This window comes from Caballeronia sp. GAWG1-5s-s, from assembly GCF_023631445.1.
Taxonomy (GTDB): Bacteria; Pseudomonadota; Gammaproteobacteria; order Burkholderiales; family Burkholderiaceae; genus Caballeronia.
Genome location: NZ_JALQDC010000033.1, coordinates 237,309 through 259,019, shown reverse-complemented (window position 1 = coordinate 259,019; position 21,711 = coordinate 237,309). Strand labels below are relative to the sequence as shown.

18 protein-coding genes are annotated in these 21,711 nt (G+C 64.8%); 8 read left to right on the top strand and 10 right to left on the bottom strand.

From position 1 onward, the window contains the following. Positions 1–60 precede the first annotated feature (60 nt). Both NCR34_RS25365 and scpC read left to right on the top strand, forming a co-directional pair. A complete protein-coding gene (locus NCR34_RS25365) occupies positions 61–2,163 on the top strand; it encodes an FUSC family protein (protein ID WP_250501233.1) in 2,103 nt (700 codons plus the stop codon). Positions 2,164–2,605: 442 nt separating this feature from the next. Continuing rightward, positions 2,606–4,135 (top strand): succinyl-CoA:acetate CoA-transferase ScpC, encoded by a 1,530-nt coding sequence (gene scpC / locus NCR34_RS25360; RefSeq protein WP_250501232.1) that lies wholly within the window; start codon positions 2,606–2,608, stop codon positions 4,133–4,135. A gap of 139 nt (positions 4,136–4,274) precedes the next feature. On the opposite strand, the gene NCR34_RS25355 is transcribed toward scpC, so the two are convergent. The 8 genes from NCR34_RS25355 to NCR34_RS25320 all read right to left on the bottom strand — a co-directional run bounded on the left by NCR34_RS25355 (position 4,275) and on the right by NCR34_RS25320 (position 10,719). Next, positions 4,275–5,180, bottom strand: coding sequence for a LysR family transcriptional regulator (locus NCR34_RS25355; RefSeq protein ID WP_248323908.1), 906 nt, complete (start codon positions 5,178–5,180; stop codon positions 4,275–4,277). A gap of 94 nt (positions 5,181–5,274) precedes the next feature. Beyond that, a complete protein-coding gene (aroQ, locus tag NCR34_RS25350; protein ID WP_248323907.1) occupies positions 5,275–5,712 on the bottom strand; it encodes a type II 3-dehydroquinate dehydratase in 438 nt (145 codons plus the stop codon). 9 nt (positions 5,713–5,721) lie between these two features. Continuing rightward, positions 5,722–6,786 (bottom strand): Gfo/Idh/MocA family protein, encoded by a 1,065-nt coding sequence (locus tag NCR34_RS25345; protein ID WP_248323906.1) that lies wholly within the window; start codon positions 6,784–6,786, stop codon positions 5,722–5,724. Between the two features lie 76 nt (positions 6,787–6,862). Continuing rightward, positions 6,863–7,696 (bottom strand): shikimate dehydrogenase, encoded by an 834-nt coding sequence (gene aroE / locus NCR34_RS25340; protein ID WP_248323905.1) that lies wholly within the window; start codon positions 7,694–7,696, stop codon positions 6,863–6,865. After that, on the bottom strand, positions 7,693–8,916 hold the full coding sequence (locus NCR34_RS25335; protein ID WP_248323904.1) for a CaiB/BaiF CoA transferase family protein: 1,224 nt from the start codon (positions 8,914–8,916) through the stop codon (positions 7,693–7,695). The genes aroE and NCR34_RS25335 overlap by 4 nt, the downstream gene beginning before the upstream one ends. Beyond that, positions 8,916–9,377, bottom strand: coding sequence for a MaoC family dehydratase (locus tag NCR34_RS25330; protein ID WP_206470018.1), 462 nt, complete (start codon positions 9,375–9,377; stop codon positions 8,916–8,918). The genes NCR34_RS25335 and NCR34_RS25330 overlap by 1 nt, the downstream gene beginning before the upstream one ends. 2 nt (positions 9,378–9,379) lie before the next feature. Then, positions 9,380–9,772, bottom strand: coding sequence for a VOC family protein (locus tag NCR34_RS25325; RefSeq protein WP_248323903.1), 393 nt, complete (start codon positions 9,770–9,772; stop codon positions 9,380–9,382). Next, positions 9,769–10,719, bottom strand: a complete 951-nt coding sequence (locus NCR34_RS25320; RefSeq protein ID WP_248323902.1) for a ketopantoate reductase family protein — start codon at positions 10,717–10,719, stop codon at positions 9,769–9,771. The genes NCR34_RS25325 and NCR34_RS25320 overlap by 4 nt, the downstream gene beginning before the upstream one ends. A 353-nt stretch (positions 10,720–11,072) precedes the next feature. Here NCR34_RS25320 and NCR34_RS28100 point away from each other — a divergent pair, with 353 nt between their 5' ends. Genes NCR34_RS28100 through NCR34_RS25295 form a run of 6 tightly spaced genes read left to right on the top strand, consistent with a single transcriptional unit; the run spans position 11,073 to position 16,778 of the window. Then, entirely contained in the window at positions 11,073–11,207 is a 135-nt protein-coding gene (locus tag NCR34_RS28100) for a hypothetical protein (protein WP_256465423.1), read from the top strand. Between the two features lie 36 nt (positions 11,208–11,243). Further along, positions 11,244–12,779 carry a hypothetical protein gene (locus NCR34_RS25315; RefSeq protein ID WP_250501231.1) on the top strand — a complete coding sequence of 512 codons (1,536 nt, stop codon included), beginning with the start codon at positions 11,244–11,246 and terminating at the stop codon, positions 12,777–12,779. Between the two features lie 12 nt (positions 12,780–12,791). Next, positions 12,792–13,688 carry a FecR domain-containing protein gene (locus NCR34_RS25310; RefSeq protein ID WP_248323900.1) on the top strand — a complete coding sequence of 299 codons (897 nt, stop codon included), beginning with the start codon at positions 12,792–12,794 and terminating at the stop codon, positions 13,686–13,688. Beyond that, positions 13,685–14,563 carry a c-type heme family protein gene (locus tag NCR34_RS25305; protein ID WP_250501230.1) on the top strand — a complete coding sequence of 293 codons (879 nt, stop codon included), beginning with the start codon at positions 13,685–13,687 and terminating at the stop codon, positions 14,561–14,563. The genes NCR34_RS25310 and NCR34_RS25305 overlap by 4 nt, the downstream gene beginning before the upstream one ends. A 6-nt stretch (positions 14,564–14,569) precedes the next feature. Beyond that, positions 14,570–15,919 (top strand): serine/threonine-protein kinase, encoded by a 1,350-nt coding sequence (locus NCR34_RS25300; RefSeq protein WP_248323898.1) that lies wholly within the window; start codon positions 14,570–14,572, stop codon positions 15,917–15,919. 22 nt (positions 15,920–15,941) lie between these two features. Then, positions 15,942–16,778 carry a PP2C family protein-serine/threonine phosphatase gene (locus NCR34_RS25295; protein ID WP_248323897.1) on the top strand — a complete coding sequence of 279 codons (837 nt, stop codon included), beginning with the start codon at positions 15,942–15,944 and terminating at the stop codon, positions 16,776–16,778. A gap of 891 nt (positions 16,779–17,669) precedes the next feature. On the opposite strand, the gene tagF is transcribed toward NCR34_RS25295, so the two are convergent. Together tagF and tssM are read right to left on the bottom strand one after the other, a co-directional pair. Then, on the bottom strand, positions 17,670–18,242 hold the full coding sequence (gene tagF / locus NCR34_RS25290) for a type VI secretion system-associated protein TagF (protein WP_248323895.1): 573 nt from the start codon (positions 18,240–18,242) through the stop codon (positions 17,670–17,672). Continuing rightward, the gene (gene tssM / locus NCR34_RS25285) at positions 18,242–21,694 is read right to left on the bottom strand and encodes a type VI secretion system membrane subunit TssM (RefSeq protein ID WP_248323894.1); all 3,453 of its coding nucleotides are present in this window, start codon (positions 21,692–21,694) and stop codon (positions 18,242–18,244) included. The genes tagF and tssM overlap by 1 nt, the downstream gene beginning before the upstream one ends. Positions 21,695–21,711 lie beyond the last annotated feature (17 nt).

The window sequence follows — 21,711 nt, the reverse complement described above, 5'->3', positions numbered from 1 at the left end:
ATCGGCTGACGCGCGCTGTCTAGAATCGCAGCCTTCACGAAGAAAGCAGCGGGCAACAGCATGTCGTTCATGGATCGGCCGGGCGAGCGCGCCCCCTTCGCGCGAGATGTTTTCGACGGCTTGCGCGACTGGCTCGCGACGGATGGCGCGCTGTGGCTGCATCTGTCCAAGACACTCATTGCGGCGTTTCTCGCAATGGGTCTCGCCATGCGTCTCGAGTTGCCGCAACCGCGCATTGCGATGACGACGACCTTCGTCCTGATGCAGCCATTCTCAGGCATGGTGCTCGCCAAGAGCGTCTATCGCTTCGCGGGCACGCTGCTCGGCATGGTCGCGGCGCTCGTGCTTGGCGCCGCATGCGTGCAGCAAGCGGAGTTATATGCCATCGGCTTGACGATATGGGTGGCGACCTGCACGGCGCTGGCGGTGCGATATCGGCAGTATCGCTGGTACGGCTGGGCGCTAGCGGGCTATACGGCTGCGTTGATCGGCGTGCCGCTCGTGACGGCCCCCGGTCAGCTTCTGCTCGCGACGCTCACGCGAGGCGCGGAAGTCATGCTCGGCATCGTGTGCTCGGGCTTAGTCAGTGCGTTGCTTCTACCGCGGCATGCAAGCGCGAAACTCACTGCGACGCTCGCGCAACGCGAGGCCGCATTCAGGACGCTTACCGCAGAGATACTGCGCGGCCGCCTCAAGCGAAGCGCGCGCGAGCGCCATTACGCCGGACTGGTCGCGGATATCGTCGGCTTCGAAGCAACCCGGCGTCTCGCGGCGTATGAGAATCCCGCGTTGCGTCCTCAACGCATGCTGCTCTCGCAATTGAATAACGCGTTCATGAATGCGTGCGCGCGGCTTCATGCGCTGGACCAGTCGATCAAGCGGCTGCGCGCCGATATGGCGTGCCCCGCGCTCGCGGCCTGCCTGAGTAAGTTTGCAGATCTGCTCGATTCGACCGATTGCGACCGGCACGCTCTGATGCGCTTTAGAACGTCGCTATCGGCGCGCCTGCCGCATGCATCGCAGATCGACGTCGTCACATGCGCGGAACTCCTCGAACGATTGATCGGCGACATGGACCGCATAGCGCAACTGCGCGCGGCACTGTCCGCAGGTCAGCGCGATGACATGCCGCTCGCGCACTACGTCGCGAACACGGACGGCTTCGTGGTCGCCACGACATTCGCCCGCACGGCGATGGTGATGGCGGCCGTCGCGGCCTTCTGGATCGCCACTGCATGGCCGAGCGGCGGATTGGCGCTGATCGGCGCGACGCTGGCCTGCGGGCTGTCATCGGCATCGGCGCGGCCGGCGCGTTTCGTTGCGCAGATGGCTGTGGGAACGGCGGGCGCCATGATCATCGGTTATGTCTTCTTGTGCCGGGTCTATCCCGCGATAGATGGCTTCCCGCTGCTTTGCGCGATGCTTTCCACACCGCTCGCGTTGGGCACCTTCATTGCGATGCGCCGGCCGACAGCGGGTTACGGCGTGGGATTCTGCGTCTTCTTCTGCCTGCTTGCAGCGCCCGATAACGTCATCGTCTATGACCCGGCCACGCTGTTGAACAACGGCATTGCCATTCTTGTCTCGATGCTCGTCACGTCGGCGGCATGCGCCATTCTCGTGCCGCCGCATACGCCGTGGCTCGTCGGCAAGACACTTGCCGCGTTGCGTGCGCAAGCCGCGCTCGCCTGCGAAGGCCCTCTGGCTTCCCTGAGCGAACGCTTTCATTCGGGCACGCATGATCTGATGTCTCAACTGTTGGCGCTTTCCGCTCAGTCTTCGCGAGGACATCGTCGCGCATTGGCGTGGATGCTCGTCACGCTCGAAGTAGGACAGGCGATGATCGATCTGCGCACGCTGAAAGCGGCGCTCGACGTCGATGCGATTCCACCGCCCATTCGTCTCACATGGGCATCATCCGTGGCGCTCATGCTTCGCGAAGTCGCCATGCTCTTTCGCATGCCCTCCAGTGCGTCGCTTCGGCGCGCGATCAACTCTGTAGTGCGGTCGATCTTCGCGGCGGAAGCCCTCGTCGAGTGCGCGAAAGCGTCGAGCGTGGATGGCGGCGAATGCGTGCGCGACCTACGCCGCATTCTGGCGTGCCTGCATTTCATACGCGGCGCGCTGATCGATTCGGATGCGACTTTTGGCGCTTCCCGCTGAACCGATCTTTCCTCGGCATGGAAATGTGCCTTCCGTGCGCGACGATTTATCGCCCGAAGCTGGCTGCCTATAGTGTCTCCATTGCCGAGGCAATTCACGCCGGCGGTAAGTCCCAAGGAGAGTTCGATGAAGTCGCTTAAATTCGTAGTCGCTGCAATCATGGTATCGGGCGCATCGCTCGCGATGGCGCAAACGTCCGCGCCCGCTGCTAACAGTAACGCCAATCAGTCTTCGATTCAGTCCACGAACCAGCCGTCGAATCAGTCGCAATCGTGCGTTGGCCCGGCGAGTTATTGCACGGTCTTTTTCGGCGGCAGTTAAAGCGCGATGGCGCTCGAATAATCGTAGCTAAAAGAATCGCATCCCGGCGCCGACAGCAGTGACCGGTCACGATGAAGGCGCATGCGAGCGCGTGGTTCATGCAGAGTTGGTGGAGATACCGATGTTCGAAGACCGCATTCGTAGTGCCGCGCTACGCGCAAAGATCACATCCGCAGCCGATGCAGCGCGGCTCGTGCGCAATGGCATGCGCGTGGGCGCAAGCGGCTTTACCCGCGCCGGCGATGCGAAAGCGGTACCCCTCGAAATAGCGCGCCGCGCACGTGAGGAAAGCGATCCGCTGCGCATTACGCTCATGACCGGCGCGTCGCTCGGCAACGACATCGACCGCCTTCTTACCGAAGCTGGCGCATTGGAGCGTCGCTTGCCGTTTCAGGTCGATGCCACGTTGCGTCGCGCCATCAATCGCGGCGACGTCATGTTCGTCGATCAGCATCTCTCGGAGACCGTCGAGCTATTGCGCGACCAGCGCCTCGGCGCACTCGATATCGCGATCATCGAAGCTGTCGCGATCACCGAGTCGGGTGGCATCGTGCCGAGCACGTCCGTCGGCAATTCGGCGACCTTTGCGATGTTGGCACAAAAGGTCATCGTGGAGATCAATCTTGCGCAGCCGCTCGCGCTCGAAGGCTTGCACGATATCTGGTCGCCCGCGCCGCGGCCTTCACGCGCGCCGCTGCCGCTCGTTAGCCCGAGCGATCGTATCGGTGGCACTTGCATCGACGTTCCCTTCGAAAAGATCGCGGCCATCGTCATCACGAATCAGCCTGACAGCCCTTCGACCGTGCTGCCCGCAGATGAAGATACCGCGCTGATCGCCGGTCATCTCGTCGAGTTCTTTCAGCATGAAGTGTCGCGCGGCCGTCTGCCGAAGACCTTGCCGCCGTTGCAGGCCGGCATCGGCACCATTGCGAACGCGGTGCTGTCGGGATTCGCCGCGTCGCCCTTCGAAGCACTGACGCTCTATTCCGAGGTGCTGCAAGACTCGGCTTTCGATCTCTTCGATGCCGGCGAGCTCGCCTTCGCGTCGGGCGCGTCGATGACGCTCTCCGCCAAACGCCAGGAACAGGTTCTGAACGATCTCGACCGCTATCGCGACCGGCTCGTGCTGCGCCCGCAAGAAGTGAGCAATCATCCCGAAGTCATTCGCCGGCTCGGACTCATCGCGATCAACACCGCGCTGGAAGCCGATATCTACGGCAACGTGAATTCGACGCACGTCGGCGGCACGCACATGATGAATGGCATCGGCGGCTCCGGAGACTTCGCGCGCAATGCATCATATGCAGTGTTCGCGACGAAATCGATTGCGAAGGACGGCTGCATTTCGAGCATCGTTCCGATGGTGCCGCATTGCGATCACAACGAACACGATGTGGACGTCATCGTGACCGAGCGCGGACTCGCTAACCTGACCGGCCTTGCGCCTCGTGAACGAGCGCTGACGGTGATCGAGAAGTGCGCGCACCCGCTGTATCAGGATATGCTGCGCGACTATTACCGCGACGCACAAGCGCGCGGCGGCCACACGCCGCATTGTCTGGAGAAGGCTTTCGCACTGCATGAACGCTTTGCAAGAACTGGCACGATGCTGCAAGACGCCGGCACGCCTCAGCGGGGCGACGAGGAATAGGTACGATGATCGCCGTCGCGTGGCAGTGGCAAACGCTTAGCAGCCCGCCCCATTCTCGAACGGATCCATTCTTCGAAGGCTTACCGCGAATCGATCGCTGCAAATCATAGAATGCGCGTACGCTGGTACAGACCAGCGACTAGCTTCTATCGAGAAAGAGATCAGCCACGATAGAGCGAAGCCACCGGTTCCCTGCCTCGTGGTGATACTTCGCATGCCAGTGCTGTCGCACGGCGAACTGGTCGACCGGTAGAGGGCACGAATGTACCGCGATGCCATTGACTCGGGCGAGTGTCTCGCCAATGTTCCTCGGCAACGTGGCGATCAAATCCGTCGATGCGATGATGGATCCCAGCCCGAGCATGCCCGGAAGCTCGAGCACAACGTCCCGTTCGATGTTCTCGCGCAATAAGGCTTGTTCGAGCTGCTGAGCCCCGGTGCCGCCTGCGATGACCACATGCCCCTCGCTACGGTACTGCTTCAGCGTCAGCCTGCTGCGCACCCGCGCGTGATTCCGATTGGCCAGGCAGACCCAATCCTGCATGTACAGCTGTTGCTGATACATACCGCCGCCGAGCCAAGGAACATGCCCGATCGCAAGATCGGCTTCACCGGACTCCAGTGCCCTTTCGGTATTCCCATCAATGCGGGCGGCTTCTAGCCGAATACCCGGCGCTTCCTCGCGCACGCGTGCCAGGATTCGCGGCAGAAGCGTGATATGACTCGCGTCCGTCATGCAGATGCGAAAGCGGCGCTTGGCGGTGCTCGGGTCGAACGAAATTTCCCATGCGGCGAAGCGTCGAAGCGATTCGAGTATCTCTCGGCACGGACCGATGAGCGCGTCGGCCTGAGGCGTCGGCGTCATGCCGCCCGGCGTGCGAACAAAGAGCGGGTCTTGCAGATACTCACGCAGACGCCCCAGCCAGATGCTGATGGTCGGCTGGCTTTGGCCAAGTTGCTCCGCTGCCCGCGTGACGCTACGCACGTCATACAGCAGGTCGAAAAGCTGAAGCAGTTTGAGATCAGGAAGTTCGGATGGGCTCACGGCGTATTGTCCAGCGCAATGACGCCATTGTAGCCATTGCATTGCGCCTTGCCGATACCCTTTCCGTGAACGCGGCGCGTCATGCCCGCGACGATCACGCAGCCGCCGACACCACCGTGCGGAGCCCGAGCGAATAGCTGTCGATGCCGAAGCCGCAGATCTGCCCTTTCACGATTTCGGCGAACACCGAGTGATGGCGAAACGCTTCCCGCGCATGGATGTTCGACATGTGAATCTCGACGACAGGCACGGTCAGTATCGCGAGCGCGTCTCGTATGCCGTAGCTGTAGTGCGTCCATGCACCCGCATTGATCAGCACGCCGTCGACCTGATCGGTGAACGCCTTGTGGATTCGCTCGCACATGTCGCCTTCGTTGTTGGTCTGATAAGTCTCGACCGTTACGCCCAGTTCTTTGGCCAGCGCGTGAAGCTGCGCATCGATGTCAGCGAGCGTCGCCGTTCCGTATTGAACGGGATCGCGCTTGCCGAACATGTTGTGATTCACGCCATGCAGCATCAGAAACGTTTTCATGGTTTTGCCCTAGTTTTTAGCAGCCGCGACGGACGTCTCCACAACACATCCCGTCCTGGCGGCCGTCACGATCGCATCGGTGATTCGAAGGTTCTGTAAGCCGTCGCGCGCGGTGACGAGAGGACTCGCTTCGCCTCGTATGACTCGCCCGAAATGCTCCATCTGATGCTTGAGCGGATCGTCGCGCGTCACGTCGGCGACGCTCACATCGAACGGCTTCCACCACGAGCGATCCTCCGCTTTCGCGTAGGTCTTGAGCCGCATGGTCGGAATCGACAACGATCCGAACGTGCCTGCGATCGCATAGCAATCTTCATCCGAGTACCACGAATACGCTTTGTTTTCCTGCGAGGTCTGCTCCCAGCTTCGTGCGCTCGCCGCTGTATCGGATAACAGAAACGTGCCCAGTGCGCCGCTCGCGAAACGCAAGATGATGGCAGCGGTATCTTCGACCTCGAACTCGCGCGTCGCATTCGATGAGAACGCCTGCACGGCCACGATGTCGCCGCAGAGCATGCGAAGATTGTGGATCTCGTGAATCAGATTCAGCAAGATGGGGCCGCCACCCGGCGCCTTGCGCCACGGCGCGTCTGTGAAATAGCGGTCGGGCTTGAAGAATAACGCGCTGCCCATCACGGCAACGAGCGGACCAAGCGCGCCGCTTTCGATGATCTCTCTGGCCCGCGTCATGATCGGGCTGTGCGCGCGGTGATGCCCGATGAGCACCGACGCGTCGTATCGGTCGGCGGCGGCAACGAGTGCTTCGGCCTCGTCGACGGTCGGAGCAATCGGCTTCTCCAGCAGCATCGGCAAGCCCGCCTGCATGCACAGCAGCGCGTGCGGGACATGCAATTGATTCGGCGTGGCAAGCACGACACCATCGGGGCGGTCCTTCGAGATAAGCTCGTCGAGCGACCGGTAGTGCGGAACGCCCGCAGTGGCCGCGACCTCGCCCGCGGCTGCCGAGGGATCGACGACCGCCGACAGCACGCAGGAAGTGCTTTCCCGAATCACGCGAATGTGTTCGAGACCGATGTAACCGGCACCGGCAACGGCGATGCGTGTCTTCTCCATGTCACTCTCCGTGGGTTTCGGGGCCGGCGTGTATCGCCCGCATCCTTGCGAATATATGCCACGCCCCTAAAAAGCATCACGTAAGCGGAACAGTCAGACGATCGATGACAGCGCGCGTCTGCGGGCGAACGCCACGCCACCATGCAAAGGCCTCGGCCGCTTGCTCGACCAGCATGCCGACGCCGTCGGCGACGCTTCGAACGCCGGCATCACGGGCGAGGCGCAGGAACGGTGTGAGTCCCTTTCCGTAGGCGAGTTCGTAGGCGCCTCCGGTCGGACTAAAGACGCTCGACGGCACGGGCGGCAGTTGCCCGGTGAGACTCGCCGACGTCGCATTGACGACCAGATCGAACTGGCCCATCGATCCGAGGGCGTGATACCCGCACGCGCGCAGTAGGTCGCCTGCCATGACCTGACCCACCAGCCCCTCTGCTTTCTCCACATTCCTGTTCGCAACGACGACTTCGCCCGGCCTTGAGGCAATGAAGGGCAGCAATGCGCCGCGCACCGCGCCGCCGGCTCCGAGAATCAGTACCCGTTTGCCCGCCATCGGCTGATGCAGATTCTCTTCGATATCCCTCACCAATCCAACGCCATCGAAGTTCTCGGCGATGATGCGTCCGTCCTCGAACTTCATCGCGTTGACTGCGCCTGCAAGCGTGGCCCGTTCGCTACGTTCGTCTGACATGGCGAACGCCTGTAGCTTGAAGGGTGCAGTCACGTTCATGCCCTTGCCGCCCGCAGCGATGAACTCCCTCACCGTATCGACGAAGGCGTGCTCGGGTTTCAGAGGACCTTCGATAGCGACGTATGTTATATCCTGCCCGGTCTCTTGCGCGAACAGACCGTGGATAAGCGGAGACTTGGTGTGTCCGATCGGGTTGCCGATCACCGCGTACCGGTCGCTCATTGCGCGCTCCGCTTCGAGAACAACACGCCGTCTGTTTGCAGGGCGTCGATTTCGGCCGCGCTGAAGCCGAGGGATTGCGCCACTTCCTCGTTGTGTTGTCCAAGGTCGGGTCCCACTTCGGCGATCGACGTATCGCAATCGGAAAAACGGAACGGCAGATTCGGCAGACGCAGTTTGCCAAGACGCGGGTGCTCCTGTTCCACCACCATGCCGCGCGCGACGATCTGCGGATCGGCCACGACTTCATCGATGCGCTGAACCTTCGCGCACGGAACATCGACGCTGTCGAGCAAGGCCAACACGTCGGCAACAGGCCGGGATGCGACCCACGGCTTCACGACAGCAAGGATCGCCTCGCGATTTGCGTTGCGTCCGTTCAGGCTGTGAAAGCGCGTATCCGTGCCGAATCCCTCGGGGCCGCCATGACCTTCGACGAGCGCGGCGAACCGCTTCCACGAATCATCCACCTGGGCGGCAATCACGAGGTCGCCATCCGCTGCACGGAACACGCCGTACAACGTCGAGGTCGGCATATCGTGGCCAGTCTGCTCGGGAACGACGCCCTGCATGGTGTAACACTGCACGGCGTACTCGTGCATCGAAAACAGCGTGTCGTACAGCGCCATGTCGATGTGCTGACCGCGTCCGCTTTTTACACGACCGAGCAGCGCCGCGTTGATGGCAGCAACCGCGTGGATGCCTGTGTACATGTCGCCCAGCGAAATGCGCATGAGCGGCGGCGGCTCGCCCGGGTTGCCGATCATCTGCATGATGCCGCTCTTGGCTTCCGCGATGAGACCGAAGCCTGCGCGATGCGCGTCCGGCCCCGTATGCCCATATGCGGAGATCGAGCAATAGACGAGGCCCGGATTGCGCGCTGACAGCGCAGCGTAGCCGAGACCGAGCTTGTCGAGCGCACCGGGGCGATAGTTCTCGATGAACACGTCGGCCGAATCGCAAAGACGCTCCATGAACGCCTTGCCGCGCGGGTCCTTCATGTTGACGCTCACGCCGCGCTTGCCCATGTTGAGTTGCAGGAAATAGGCGCTTTGCTGATCGTCCAGAATCGTGGCGTGCTGACGTCCTGCGTCGCCGCTACCGGGACGCTCCACCTTGATGACTTCGGCGCCGAGCGCGGCAAGACATCGGCCGACATACGGGCCAGCGAGAAAGTGGCTGTAATCGACGACGCGGATACCTTCCAACGGACGTGCTTGCATCAGTTCGCTCCCGGACGGCGCGGAATCATCAGGCGATGCTCCCCGCGCTGGACGACGTGACCGTCCTGATTGATCAGTTCCGAAGGCAATACGACGATGCCCCATTGCGGCTTGCTCTTGCTTGCGCGCATCGAGCCGACGCGAAACTTGACATGCAAGACGTCGTTGACCTTGATCGGCAACAGGAAGTCCCACGTCCAACCGAGCGACATGCCCGGCAGGAACCGATAGTCACTTTGCGTCTTCAGGCCATCGGCTATCGACAAGCCGAAGAGCCCGTGCGCCACGATCGAACCGAAGTGGCTCGCGTTCGCGTAGTCTTCATCGACATGCACAGGCGTATGGTCGCCCGTGAGATCGGCGTAAGCCAGAATGCGCTCTTTCGTGACGGTGTACGTCGGGCTCACGCATTCGTCGCCTTCGCGCGCGTCGTCCCAGTACTTTTCGGTGATGGTGCTCATGCTCATGCCTCCGCGCGTGGATTGATCGACAGCGCCTGCGCGACGCACGCTACCGGTTTCGCCTGAATCAGTTCGACAGCGAGTCCGTCGGGAAGACGTAGCCAGTTGCGGCCTTGCGGCATCTCACTGACACCGAACGCTTGCGCCGCTTGCAGTGCGGCATCGAGGTCTTCGCACATCACGCCGAGATGGGCGAGCCGGCCTTCCGGACCTTCATACCGGGGCTCGCTGATGAACTGCAGGCCGCCGAAGGTCCAGTACTGACGCGGCTCATCCACAGTGCCGTCCACTTCGCGCATGGTCATGCCGAGCACCTGCTCGAAGAACCGGATATGCCAGTGAATGTCCTTCACCCAGATCGCGACATGTTCGAGATAGGCTTTCGGCGCGCTCATGCAGCGGCTCCTTCCGTTTGGCGGTCCTTCATCGCGCGCTCGATGCCTTTGATGCAAGCGACCAGCGTCGAGTTGACGGGCGTGGGCACGCCGAGGCGTTCGCCCCAACGCACCACTGCTCCGTTGATAAAGTCGATCTCCGTGACCGATGACTTCTCCAGGCTTTGCAGCATCGAGGTCTTGAATGCGGGCGACAGTCCCTCCGCTGCCATCTTCCAGGCGTCCTCGGCACTCGCAATGGAAAGCGTAACGCCCGCGGCTTTCGCCGTAGCCATCGCTTCTTCGATGGCCGCAAGCGATGTGGCTTTAAGAAGGGGCTCGTCGTACAGCTGTCCGTAGGTGAGTCCGGTGATGCCGGTGATCGCGCCGGTGGCGACGTTGATCAGCAGCTTGTCCCACATGGTGCCGACGATGTTATCGCTGACGGCGGTCGTCAGACCGGCGCTATTGAACGCGTCCGCGATCGCCTTCGCGCGGCTCGTCATCTGTCCGTCGAGCTCTCCGATGATCGTGAGTTTTCCGGTGACGCCGGACTGGATATGGCCGGGCGCGCGCAGCACGCCGCCAACGTATGTCTTGCCGGCAAGCACGCGCTCGCGCCCGACGATCTCGCTCAGCACATCTTCGTGACCGAGGCCGTTTTGCAGCGATAGCACGACCGTTCCAGGCCCGACGAGATCGAGCGCGCCGCGCATCGCCGAATCGGTGTGGAACGACTTGACCAGCACGATCACCAGATCGACCGCGCCGACTTCGGCCGGGTCCATCGTCGCGCGGACCTTGACGCGGCGGATGCCGCGCTCATCGTCGACTTGCAGGCCGTCGCGCGACATGGCTTCGACGTGTTCCGCGAAACGATCGACGAGCCACGTCTCGTGGCCCCCTTCGGTGAGCGCGGCGCCGATGGCACAACCGAGTGCGCCCGCCCCGAGAAAAGCGATCTTCATTGGCGTCTCCTTGATATGGAGACGAAGATACGGCCGTGCGGTCATACTGGCAATGCAATGGGTTCAATAGCGCCATTGTGGTTGGCAATGTGGCCGATGGCTGCGCCAAGCCGATGAACGTCACCGGGCGGATACATTCCGTCTGATCTTTAGACGACGTTCCCCATCCAAGGCTGTCTACGCCGCCCCGCCAGTCTTCGCCTGACCCGGACCGCACGCGCAAGTAACACTCGATCCCGCGCCTCTATTCCCTCTGATTCACAAATATTCTCCCCGCCCACCGCGGAACAAATGAGCCGCGCCCGTTGTTTTCGTAGCGAACGCAGACGCAACGCACGCACACGGAGACAGTCATGCACCGCGCCATCTATGTCATGGATCAGAGCTTCTTCAACCTCGGCTGCTTCTATCGCGTCGACGTGCGCAGCCGCAGCGGCCGCCTGATCGAAACGCACTACGTCGAGCTTAATCAGATCACCTGGTGCTGAAAGCGTTCGCTTCGTTCCACCGCAGGGAGACCATTCATGCCTTATTCCTATGCCCGGCTGCCCGACATCGTCTCTTACGAGAAATGGATGCGCAAAACGTCATCGCGCTTGCAGATTCGCAGCGCGGCGCTCAAGCGCCTCGACGAGCAGATACTGCACTACGGACGCAATCACACCGCTTATCGCTTCCACGAACTCGTCAACGCCTTCGAGAACTGGAAGGCGTCCATCGGACCCGGCGATGCCTGGAAAGAAAGCTCACGCAATGATTCGGACTACTTCGCGCTTCTCGACCGGCAGCTACGCGGTCAGGCCGACACCGACGCAGCCGCGGGCGCGATGGATTTCATGACGCCCGCGCTAATCAATTCGCGGCTAGGCGTGCTGTACCTGTTCGGCAATATGGAAATCGAGGACGACACGTTCCAGGTGTTGCTCGACGGCGCGTTCGAAGTCACGAACGCCGGTCTCGGGCTCGCGCCTGAATCGAATGTCGCGGCATCGCACGCCGCCGAAGTGCTCGATAACAGTCTCGTGCAAAAGTCCGCTTCCGTCGCGCTCGAACAGGTGCAGAAGAAGATCAAGAAGCACAAGGGCCAGAAGCGCGTCGATGCCAACGAGTTGAATAACGGCACCGTGAGCCTGCCCGCGCTCGGCAGCGCCGCGCGGCGGCTGTACGACTCGATCCGCGCGAAGGTGGAAGAAGCCGCGAAAAAGCTGTGGGAGACGATACGCAACAAGGTGACCGACATTCGCAACGATCCCGGCGCTTTCGCGCTCGACACCATGCCGGGACTGTTGCGCAAGCTCGTGGACACGCTGTGCGCGAAGCTCTTCGCGAGCGTCGCGCCCTTCATCGGCGCGGGCCTCGACATTGCGAAAGGCATCGCCAATACGGTCGACAGCAGCATTACCAAGTATCGCGAATGGGTGGCCGGACGCGACGTCGAAGTGCTTGCCGGGCATCCGGGCACGATCATCGAAGCCATCCGGCGCGCGATGAAGTTGTCCATCGGCGCGGGCGTGTACGACCTCGTGAAAGGCGGCGCGAGCCTCGGCATGCAGTTCGCGAGCCAGGGCGCATCGACCATCGTGGATGTCGTCGTATCCATCGTCGAAACGCTTGCCAAGACCATCTGGAAGCTGGTGGAGATCCGGCGCATCAAACGGTTCTGCGAGCTCGCGCGCAAGCACTGGCAGGCGCGCATGGAGCGCGATGCGCTGCATACGCGGCCCGTTGCCTTCAACAGCTGGTACAAGAACTATGCGGTCTCGATACCGGCGCTCTCCGTGCTCACGCTGAACTCGGGCATCTGCGGCGACAAGATGCACTTTCTCGCGATGTTCAAGGACGACGAGACGGTCATCAGCGAGGCGGCCTTCGCATCGGGCTGCCGGTACATCGACAGCCTCAAGGTGTGGGGCGCCGACTATCTGGACGACTCGGGCTTCACGTTCAAGTCGAAGGACCCGATGATCCAGGGCTTGCTCAAGCTCGCGGTCAGCCACACGCAGGAACAGACCTGGGACCTGAAGCTCCGCAAGGCCGTCCTCGGTTTCCTCAACGCATAACGAGGTACGACGATGATCCCTCGCGCTGCCCTGCGATGCCCGCGTGTCTGCGCGCTGCTGGCGTGCCTCTGTGCCGCGTCGGCTGCGCATGCCGCGCATGCGACGCTCACGCCCGAAGGGCCGGTCACGCTGATTCGCGCGACGACCGTTTATCGCGTGAATGCGCCCGTGGCGCTGGAGCCGGGTGATTTGCTCGCGACCGGCCCGCAAGCGGGCGCGCAGATTCAATACGGCGATGGCACCCTTGCCGCGCTCGCCGCCGATACGCGCCTCGCCGTCGATGCCACCGCGTCGACGGACTCGCTTGCGCTGCTGAGCGGCTGGGCCAAGGTCACGCGGACGCACGCGTTGGCATCGAGCGCGTTGTCGATCGATACGACCGCATGGCGCGCGATGCTCTCCGACGGCTCCGCTGTCGTGCATGCGGACGCGGTGTCGGTATCGCTGTTCGTCGAAAGCGGCGGCATCGTATTGACGGTGACGGGGCGCGGAGAGCGGCCGCAGCCCGTTTCGGGCGAACGCTACGTGCAGCGCGCGCCGGGCGACGCCGGCAAGCCGCTGGCGACGCAACCGCGCCCCGCGCCCGAGTTCATCGCCGCCATGCCCGCGGCGTTTCGCGATCCGCTCCGCCCGATCGTTCGACGCACGGCGGCAAAGGACGACGCGCTCGCCGACGGGCGCACGGCATCGTACGCGGACATCGGCGACTGGCTGACGGCATCGCTGCCGCTGCGCCGCACGTTCGTCGCGCGCTTCAGGCCGCTCGCGCAAGCGCGACCGTTTCGCGCGCAAGTGCAGCAGCACCTGCGCGAACTCCCCGAATGGCGGCGCGTGCTGTGCCCGCCGTCCGCGCCGCCTCGCGCGCGCATCCACGCACCCATCGAAGCCACATCCGAGGAACCATCATGAGACTGTCGCTTGCCGTCAAATTCAACCTCGTCTTCCTGGCGGTCTTCGTGATCGGCTTCGCATCCGCTGGTCTTGCCGCGCGGGCATTGCTGCGCCGCGCCGCTATCGATGAAACCGTGCAGAACGCGCGCGTGCTCATGGAAGCGGCGGGCGCGTCGCAGAACTACACGGCCACGCAGGTCACGCCGCTGCTTCAGACGCAGCTCAAGTACGGTTTCGTGCCGCAATCCGTGCCGGCGTTCTCCGCCGTCGAAACGCTGATGGCGCTGGAAAAGCACTTGTCCGGCTATTCGTATCGCTCGACCATGCTGAACCCGACGAACCCGCGCGACCGCGCATCCGATTGGGAAACGGACGTCATTCGTCATCTGCACGACAAGCCGGAACTGAAGGAAATCGTCGGACTGCGCGATACGCCGTCGGGCAAGGCGCTCTACATCGCGCGCCCCAACCGCATTACCGACGCCGCGTGCATGGAATGCCACAGCGTGCCGTCGCGCGCGCCGCGCACGCTCATCGACAAATACGGCCCCGACAACGGCTTCAACTGGGCGATGCACGAGGTGATCGGCGCGGACTTCGTATCGGTGCCGATGGCTTTGCCCGTCGCGCGCAGCGATGCGTTGCTGCGCACCTTCCTCGCCTCGCTGCTCGGCGTGTTCGCGCTGCTTCTGCTCGCGCTCAACGCAATGGTGCATCTGCTCGTGACGCGCCGCATCCGTGCGCTCTCGCGTGCCGCCGATCAGGCGAGCCTCGGCGAACTCGACGACGCCACGTTCAACGAAGGCGGCCGCGACGAGATCGCTTCGCTCGCGGCATCGTTCGCGCGCATGAAGACGAGCCTCGTCGAGGCGTTCCGCATGATCGAGGCGTAGCGAACCATGACGGCGACTACCGAACCACGCGTGACTTCGCTCGGCAAGTACCGCGTCGGCGAGACGCTCGGCGCGGGCGCGATGGGTATCGTCTATCGCGCGTTCGATCCGGATATCGAGCGCCACGTCGCGATCAAGACGGTTCGGCGCGAACTGCTCGCGAATGGCGAAAGCGCGAGCCTCATCGCGCGCTTTCGCAACGAAGCGCAGGCGGCGGGACGGCTCGCGCATCCGCATATCGTCGGGGTCTACGACTTCGGCCAAGCCGCCGATACCGCGTACATCGTGATGGAACTCGTGAGCGGCCGCAGCCTGAAGAGCGTGCTCGAAGGCGGCCGCGTACCGGATCTCGCGACCGCGCTCGACTGGTTCGCGCAACTACTCGCGGCGCTCGGCTTCGCGCACGAACGCGGCGTCATTCATCGCGATATCAAGCCGGCCAATCTGCTGATCGACCGGCAAGGCCGGCTCAAGGTGACGGACTTCGGCATCGCGCATGTCGAGTCGTCGTCATTGACGATGGTCGGCGCCATGATCGGCACGCCGGGCTATATGTCGCCGGAGCAGTTTTCGGGCGATGCCATCGACGCCCGCTCGGATCTGTTCTCGGCGGCGGTCGTCCTGTATCAGATGTTGACCGGACAGCGCGCGTTCGCGGGCGCATCGCAGGCCGCGGTCATGCAGCAGGTCATGCACGACACGCCGCCGTTGCCGTCCTCCTGCAACCCCGCCCTGCCGCCCGCCCTCGACGCGGTGCTCATGCGCGCGCTGAGCAAGGAACGCGAGGCGCGTTATCCGACCGCAGCCGCGCTCGCCGAGGCGCTGCGCGAAGCGGCCGGCACGGCGGCGCGCCGCGACGACGATTGCACGGTGCTCGAAGCGCGAGCAGCTTCACGTGCGCCATCGTCACAATGCGATTCTTTCCCTTCGCTCACGCAATGGCCCGACGGCACGCTCGCGCAAATGGAAGCGTGTCTCGCCGCGCAAATCGGCCCCGTCGCCCGACTGCTCGTGCGGCGCTGCGCGCAGCGCGCGACCGACCTTGCCGCGCTCGTCACGCTGGTCGCGCCGAGCATTCCGTCGGAGAAAGCGCGGGCGCAGTTCATCGCGGCGTTCGCAGGCGACGCTTCGATGTCCGCTTCGCGTTCCGGCCACGCGCAGAGTTCGCTTGCTCCGGAGGACGTGCAGGCCTCCGCGCGCAAGCTCGCCGTCTATCTCGGCCCCATCGCGCTCATCCTTGCGAAACGGGAAGCGGCGCGCGTGCAGGACATCGGCGCGCTGCACGCAAGGCTCGCGGCCGCCATCTCGAATCCGCGAGACCGTGAGCTTTTCTCGCGCGACGTCGGTTTGTTCTGACGCGACACCGGAAGACTGCCGCATGAACCGCAAGCCATCGCCCACCTCCACGCCGGTGCGTCTCGCCGGCTGCCGCGCGTCCGGCGTCAGCGACGCGGGCCGCGTGCGCCGCGAGAATCAGGACCGTTTCGTGATCGATCCGCGCGCGCGTCTCATCGCCGTCGCGGACGGCATGGGCGGACACGCGTTCGGCGCGCGGGCTAGCGCGCTTGCGCTGGAGCGCATCGCTGCATCGTTGGCGCTCGCGGTCGATGACATCGCGGCGATTGCGTCCGATGCCTCGCGCGACGCCGATCCCGACGCCACGGTGCTCGACGCATCGCTCAATGCCACGCGCGTGCTTACGGCCGCGCTCGACGACGCAAACGCGACGCTCTACGCCATCAATGTGCGCGAGGGTATCGGCACGCATCGGTCGATGGGCACGACCGTCACGGGCATCTGGCTGCCGCGCGCCGCTTCTGTTTTCTTTGCGTTTCATGTCGGCGACAGCCGGCTATATCGCTGCCGCGACGGCGCGCTCGCGCAACTGACGCGCGACCAGACGCTTTTGCAGCACGCGCTCGAAACCGGCGACTTCGAGCATCTGCCGCCGCGCAACTTGCTGTTGCAGGCGCTCGGCCCGGAGCCGTCGATCACGCCGGACATCAGCGCGCACGCCGCGCGCCCTGGCGACCGCTTTTTGCTGTGCAGCGACGGTTTGCACGGCGAAGTCTCGCATGACGAGATCGCGCGCGTGCTCGCGCAGATGCAGCCCGAGCACGCGGATGCGGCATGCCGGCGTCTCGTCGAGCTTGCATGCGATGCGGGCGGCAAGGACAACGTGACCGCGGTGATCGCTTGCGTGGATGGTGGCTAGGAAGCGCGGCGGTCTTGGGATGAAGTGATGAAAGAGGCGGCGCGTCAGCAACGCAAACAACGACGCATCGCATGGGGCGAGACGCGCGTTTGGTAATCTGCGCGGAAAGTGCCATTCAAACTGGCCGGCTGCATGCAGCACCGTGCGATCGCCTGCGCGGATGGCGGCTAGAATGCGCCGCCGTCGAATAGCGCGGCGACAAAAGCCGCGTCGGGCAGACCGCGTACCGAACGCACATGCTCTTTGCGCCTGCCAAGCGCGGCGGCGTCGCACGCATCCGAAAGCGCGACCAACGCCGCGTCGAGACCCGAGAGACGCGTGTCCCGCAACAGCGTCGAAAGTGCAGTCGAATTAGTAAGCCGCATGCTGCACGCAGAAAGCTACCGTGCAATCGCCTGCGCGGATGGCAGATAGACGGTGCCGCCGTCGAATAGTGCGGGGCGACGAAAGCGGCGTCGGGCAGAGCGCGGACCGCACGCACATGTCCTTTGCACCCGCCAAGCGCGGCGGCGTCGCACACATCCGAAAGCGCGACCAACGCCGCGTCGAGACCCAAGAGACGCGTGTCCCGCAACAGCGTGGAAAGTGCCAGTCGAACTAGTCGGCCGCATGCTGCACGCAGAAGGCTACCGTGCGCTCGCCTGCGCGGATGGCGGCTAGACTGCGCCGCCGTCGAATAGTGCGGAGCGACGAGAGCGGCGGCGGGCAGACCGCGTACCGCACGCACATGCCGTTTGTACCCGCCAACCGCAGCGGCGTCGCACGCGCGATCAACCCGCGTGGAAACCGGAAAGACGCGTGTCCGGCATCTGCGTGGAAAGTGCCATTCAAACTGGCCGCACGCAGGCCGCGCGGACCACGCGACCCTGTGACGGCCTGCCCGAATGGCGATCAAAAAGCACGGCCGTCGAACAAAGCGGCAACGAAAACAGCGTCGGGCAGACCGGCCGCCTCGCGCACCTCGCCCTCTTGCCACCATGCCAATACACCGTGTGTCCCCGCCATCCTCGGCGGCGCTTCGCCCTTGCCGCTCGCATCCGAAAGCGCGCTCAACCCCGCGTCGAAATCGGCGAGACTCGCGTGCGGCATCAGCGTGGAGAGCGCCAGTTCGCGGCATCGGGCAAACCAGCCACCGGAATGCGGCATCCAGTCCGCACAGGCATCGGCGGCAATGGGCGCGGCGATCGTCAACGGAAAATGCCGGCCCGCGCGATCGACGCTCGGCATCAGCACGCCCGCCCACGCCACGCTGCCGAGCACCGCGCCGCCCAGCGCGAAGCTCCAGAGCGGCGCGGTCAGATAAGCATCGAGCCACGCGGAACCGAGCGCGTCGCGGCTCGCGAGCAGGCCCGCTTGCAGCATGACGTCCCACGGCTCGACGAACGATGACGGAAGACGCCGCGTCACGAAGTCGCCGTTGCAGCGCAATTTGCCGAAGCATCCGGCCGTGCCCGGCGCGCGCATCACAGCAGGTCCGGACAGCGGAACTGTTCGAGCGGCGCGCGCCGGAACGGATTGACGACGCTCGCCGCATCCAGCTCGAGCACGGCCTTGCGCCCGGCAGCTTGCAGCGTCAGCGTATAACGGTCCGGTTCGCGCGTCGCGTCGAGCCTGCCTGCATCGAGCAGATGAAGCAGCGCCCACGGACCGCTCGCCTGAAACGACGCGTCGCCCGCAGCCGGATCGAACTGGGCGCTCGCGCGGCCCGTGCTTTTGTTGCCCGGCCATTGAAGCAGCGCCGACTGCGCGCCATCGGCGCCGACGGCGAACTGCTGTCCGTCGATATCCAGATTCACGCGCGCGACGGACGCATCCAGCGCGAGCGCCTTCACGCGAAAACGCATGGCGACAGTGCTGCTGCGGTCGCCGAAGAACGCATCGCGGATCTGCGCCGCGCGCTGGAACTGCGCCAGCGCATCACGCAGCAAACCAGCCGGCGTCGCGCCCGCGCGCCATTGCCAGACCGGCTTGCTCGTATCGACGAGCGCGGCGAGGTTCTTCTGAAAGAAGTCGTCGATGAGGCCGCCCGGCGCAAAGAGCCTGGCGAAATCATCGGCGGCGGCGTCGCGGGTGGACGCGCGCACCAGCGGATACCGGCCGTCGAGCGCCTTGTGGCAAAGCGGCCCGACGCCCGCGTTCCATTGCGCAACGAGACGCGCGCGCTCGCCGCCCTCGACGAGCGACGCGCCCGCCGCCGCGACCGACGCCACCACGCCCGTCAGCGGCGCGGCGCTCGTCTGGCCGGCGAGCCGCAGCTTGCCGAGCGCATCGCCGGGGGGCGCGGCTTGCCCCAGCCGGCGCGCGGCGTCGGCGGCGTCGAGATAGACGGCGGCGTCTTTCAGCGGCGCGAACGCGCGCTCCAGCGCAGCGGCATCGCCCGGCTTGCCCGCCAGCCGATGCAGCGCGTCGAAGTGGTCATCGACGGCGGTTGCCGAAGCCGCGCCGCCAAGCGTCGTTTCCCGCGCCGCCGCGACGACGAGCCGGGCGAGCGGCGAATCCGGGGCGGACAGTTCGTTGGCGATGCGCGCGCTGTCCGCGAGACTCGCGGCGGGCGTCGGTGTCATGTCGTCCAGCAGGGCGTCCCATGCGCGGATATACGCGTCGAAATAACGCTGGTCGAGCGCCGCGCGCAACGTCGCGACGCCGTCGGCGGTCTGCGGCAGATCGTCCCGCCCGAGCACCCAGGCGTCGCCCGCGACATCGGCGAGCGCGGTGTCTCGCACGCGCCGATAAGCCGCGTAGCCCGCCCGCGTGTAGGCGCCCGCGACGCCGCCGGTCAGCGACGCCCCGCTCGCCCGTTGCAGCAAAAGCGGCGCTTTCGGCCCGGCGGCGGCGCTCGCGCTGAACGCCGCGAGATTCGCCTGCGCCAGTTCGCGATCCACGCGATTGCCGACGCGCTGCGACAACGGCAGTTCGGTGAGACGGGCGCGCGCATCCTTGACGAGCGCCTCGTCGAGCGGCAGCGACGGGTCGAAGCGCGCCTTGTCGAAGAGCGCGGCGAGATGCGTATCGAGCGCGCTTTTTTGCCCGGCATCCGCGTTGCGCGAAAGCGCGGCCAGCATGTGCGCGCGCACGGCGTTCGCGTCGTAGTGACGCGGGTCGCCGAGCATCAGATACGTGCGCAACGCGTCGTAGCGATACTCGGCTGCGCCCGGCGCGTCGTTGCCGTTGCCGTTGCCGTTGCCGTTGCCGTTGCCGCTGTCGCGCAATTCGAGCGTCAGCTTGCCGACGACGAGCGGCAGCAAGGTCTGATCGAGCAGCCGGCGATAGGTCACGCGCGCTTCCTGTCCGAGCTTGTCGCCCTGATACAGCCAGAGCCGCGTGAGCCAGGGAACCGGCTTGCTGGCATCCGCGTAGCCGCCGGGCAGGGCTCGCGCCGCGTCGAGCAGGGGCAGCGCGGCGAGCGGGTCGCTGCTCGCGTTCGCATCGCGCGCCAGTTGCCGGACGTGCTCCGTCTGCCGCGCGAACTCCGCGACGAACGCGCGGTTGCGCTGATAGCTCACCGCCATGCCCGCCAGCGCCAGCGCGAGCGACACGCCGACGATCGCGAGCGCGCCGCGCCGCAGCCACGCGCGACGCCGTTCGAGCCGCGCGTTTACGCCCGCGAGACCGGCTTCCGCGAATACCACGTCCTTCAGCAGCCGTTCGATGAAATACGCGCGGCCGGAGGCGTCGCGCGCCGAAGCGGCGTCGCGCCTTCCCCCGAGCGACTGCGCGAGCGCGCTGATCGCCCGGTCGATGGGCCGGCCGTGCTGCGTGCCGCTCGTGAAATAAACGCCGCGCAAAAGCGGCGACGCCTCGAAGCGCGTACCGTGGAACGTATCGCCGAGAAAGCGCGCGAGTGCCGGCTCCAGTCCCGCGAACTGCTGCGGGAAGCCGTGAATGCGCGAGCGCCGCGCCGTGTCCGTCTCGCGCTGCATGCGCTCGATCACGCGTGCGCGCAGCCGCGCCCCGAGCGCATCGAACTCGGCGGCGAAGGCGGCGAGCGATTGCTGCGCGCCCGCCGATGTGCCGTTTTCGTCGAGCGGAAACGTGATGCCCCACACTTGCGCGCGCTCTTGCTCGCCGAGGTCGTCGAAGAACTCGGTGAAACCCGCGACGAGATCGCATTTCGTGACCACGACATAGACCGGAAAGCGCATGCCGAGTCGCTCGTTCAGTTCCTTCAGGCGGCTCCGGATGGCGCGAACGTGCGCGTCGCGCTCGGCATCGTCCTGACGGATGAGATCCGCCGCCGACAGCGTGACGATCACGCCGTTGAGCGGCCGGCGCGGCCGGTACTTGCGCAGCAGTTGCAGAAAGCCGGTCCACGCGGATTGGTCCGCTTGCGGGTCGCTGTCCTGCGTGGTGAAGCGGCCTGCCGTATCGAGGAGCACGGCGTCGTCCGTGAACCACCAGTCGCAATGCCGCGTTCCGCCGATCCCGCCGATGGCGTCGCCGCCCAGCTTGTCGCGCAGCGGAAAGCGCAGGCCCGAGTGCGAAAGCGCCGTGGTCTTGCCCGTGCCCGGCGCGCCGATGAACATGTACCACGGCAGTTGATAGAGCCATTGCCGGCCGTTCGCGCCTTTCATGCGCGCTTGCCGCAGCGTCGCGAGCGCTTCGTCGAACCGCTCGCGCAGCACGGCGAGCTCTCCGGTCGACGCCGGCTGCGCCTGCTCGCCGCCGCTCTCGCCCCCGACACCGCTCAGGAACCGCCGGTTCATGTAGCGCGCCGCCGCGAGCCGCGCTCCCCATGCGATGACGCACGCCGCGGCGATCGCGGCCATCGCAATGAAACGGCTCTTCTGCGTCTCCAGCGGCGCGCGTCCGGCATACGCGAAAAGCGGCCCCTCGAACCAGACGAACACGAGGAGCGCGGCCACGCCCGCAAGCGTGATCCATTGCGGCGTTTTCATCGAACCTGCGATCTTCTTCATCGGTGTCTCCTGATTCT

Bases quoted from the DNA above. Each gene is read 5' to 3' on its own strand.
- NCR34_RS25365 (WP_250501233.1), top strand. From the start codon at position 61: ATGTCGTTCATGGATCGGCCGGGCGAGCGCGCCCCCTTCGCGCGAGAT.
- scpC (WP_250501232.1), top strand. From the start codon at position 2,606: ATGTTCGAAGACCGCATTCGTAGTGCCGCGCTACGCGCAAAGATCACA.
- aroQ (WP_248323907.1), bottom strand. From the start codon at position 5,712: ATGAAAACGTTTCTGATGCTGCATGGCGTGAATCACAACATGTTCGGC.
- NCR34_RS25345 (WP_248323906.1), bottom strand. From the start codon at position 6,786: ATGGAGAAGACACGCATCGCCGTTGCCGGTGCCGGTTACATCGGTCTC.
- aroE (WP_248323905.1), bottom strand. From the start codon at position 7,696: ATGAGCGACCGGTACGCGGTGATCGGCAACCCGATCGGACACACCAAG.
- NCR34_RS25335 (WP_248323904.1), bottom strand. From the start codon at position 8,916: ATGCAAGCACGTCCGTTGGAAGGTATCCGCGTCGTCGATTACAGCCAC.
- NCR34_RS25330 (WP_206470018.1), bottom strand. From the start codon at position 9,377: ATGAGCACCATCACCGAAAAGTACTGGGACGACGCGCGCGAAGGCGAC.
- NCR34_RS25325 (WP_248323903.1), bottom strand. From the start codon at position 9,772: ATGAGCGCGCCGAAAGCCTATCTCGAACATGTCGCGATCTGGGTGAAG.
- NCR34_RS25320 (WP_248323902.1), bottom strand. From the start codon at position 10,719: ATGAAGATCGCTTTTCTCGGGGCGGGCGCACTCGGTTGTGCCATCGGC.
- NCR34_RS28100 (WP_256465423.1), top strand. From the start codon at position 11,073: ATGCACCGCGCCATCTATGTCATGGATCAGAGCTTCTTCAACCTCGGC.
- NCR34_RS25315 (WP_250501231.1), top strand. From the start codon at position 11,244: ATGCCTTATTCCTATGCCCGGCTGCCCGACATCGTCTCTTACGAGAAA.
- NCR34_RS25310 (WP_248323900.1), top strand. From the start codon at position 12,792: ATGATCCCTCGCGCTGCCCTGCGATGCCCGCGTGTCTGCGCGCTGCTG.
- NCR34_RS25305 (WP_250501230.1), top strand. From the start codon at position 13,685: ATGAGACTGTCGCTTGCCGTCAAATTCAACCTCGTCTTCCTGGCGGTC.
- NCR34_RS25300 (WP_248323898.1), top strand. From the start codon at position 14,570: ATGACGGCGACTACCGAACCACGCGTGACTTCGCTCGGCAAGTACCGC.
- NCR34_RS25295 (WP_248323897.1), top strand. From the start codon at position 15,942: ATGAACCGCAAGCCATCGCCCACCTCCACGCCGGTGCGTCTCGCCGGC.
- tagF (WP_248323895.1), bottom strand. From the start codon at position 18,242: ATGCGCGCGCCGGGCACGGCCGGATGCTTCGGCAAATTGCGCTGCAAC.
- tssM (WP_248323894.1), bottom strand. From the start codon at position 21,694: ATGAAGAAGATCGCAGGTTCGATGAAAACGCCGCAATGGATCACGCTT.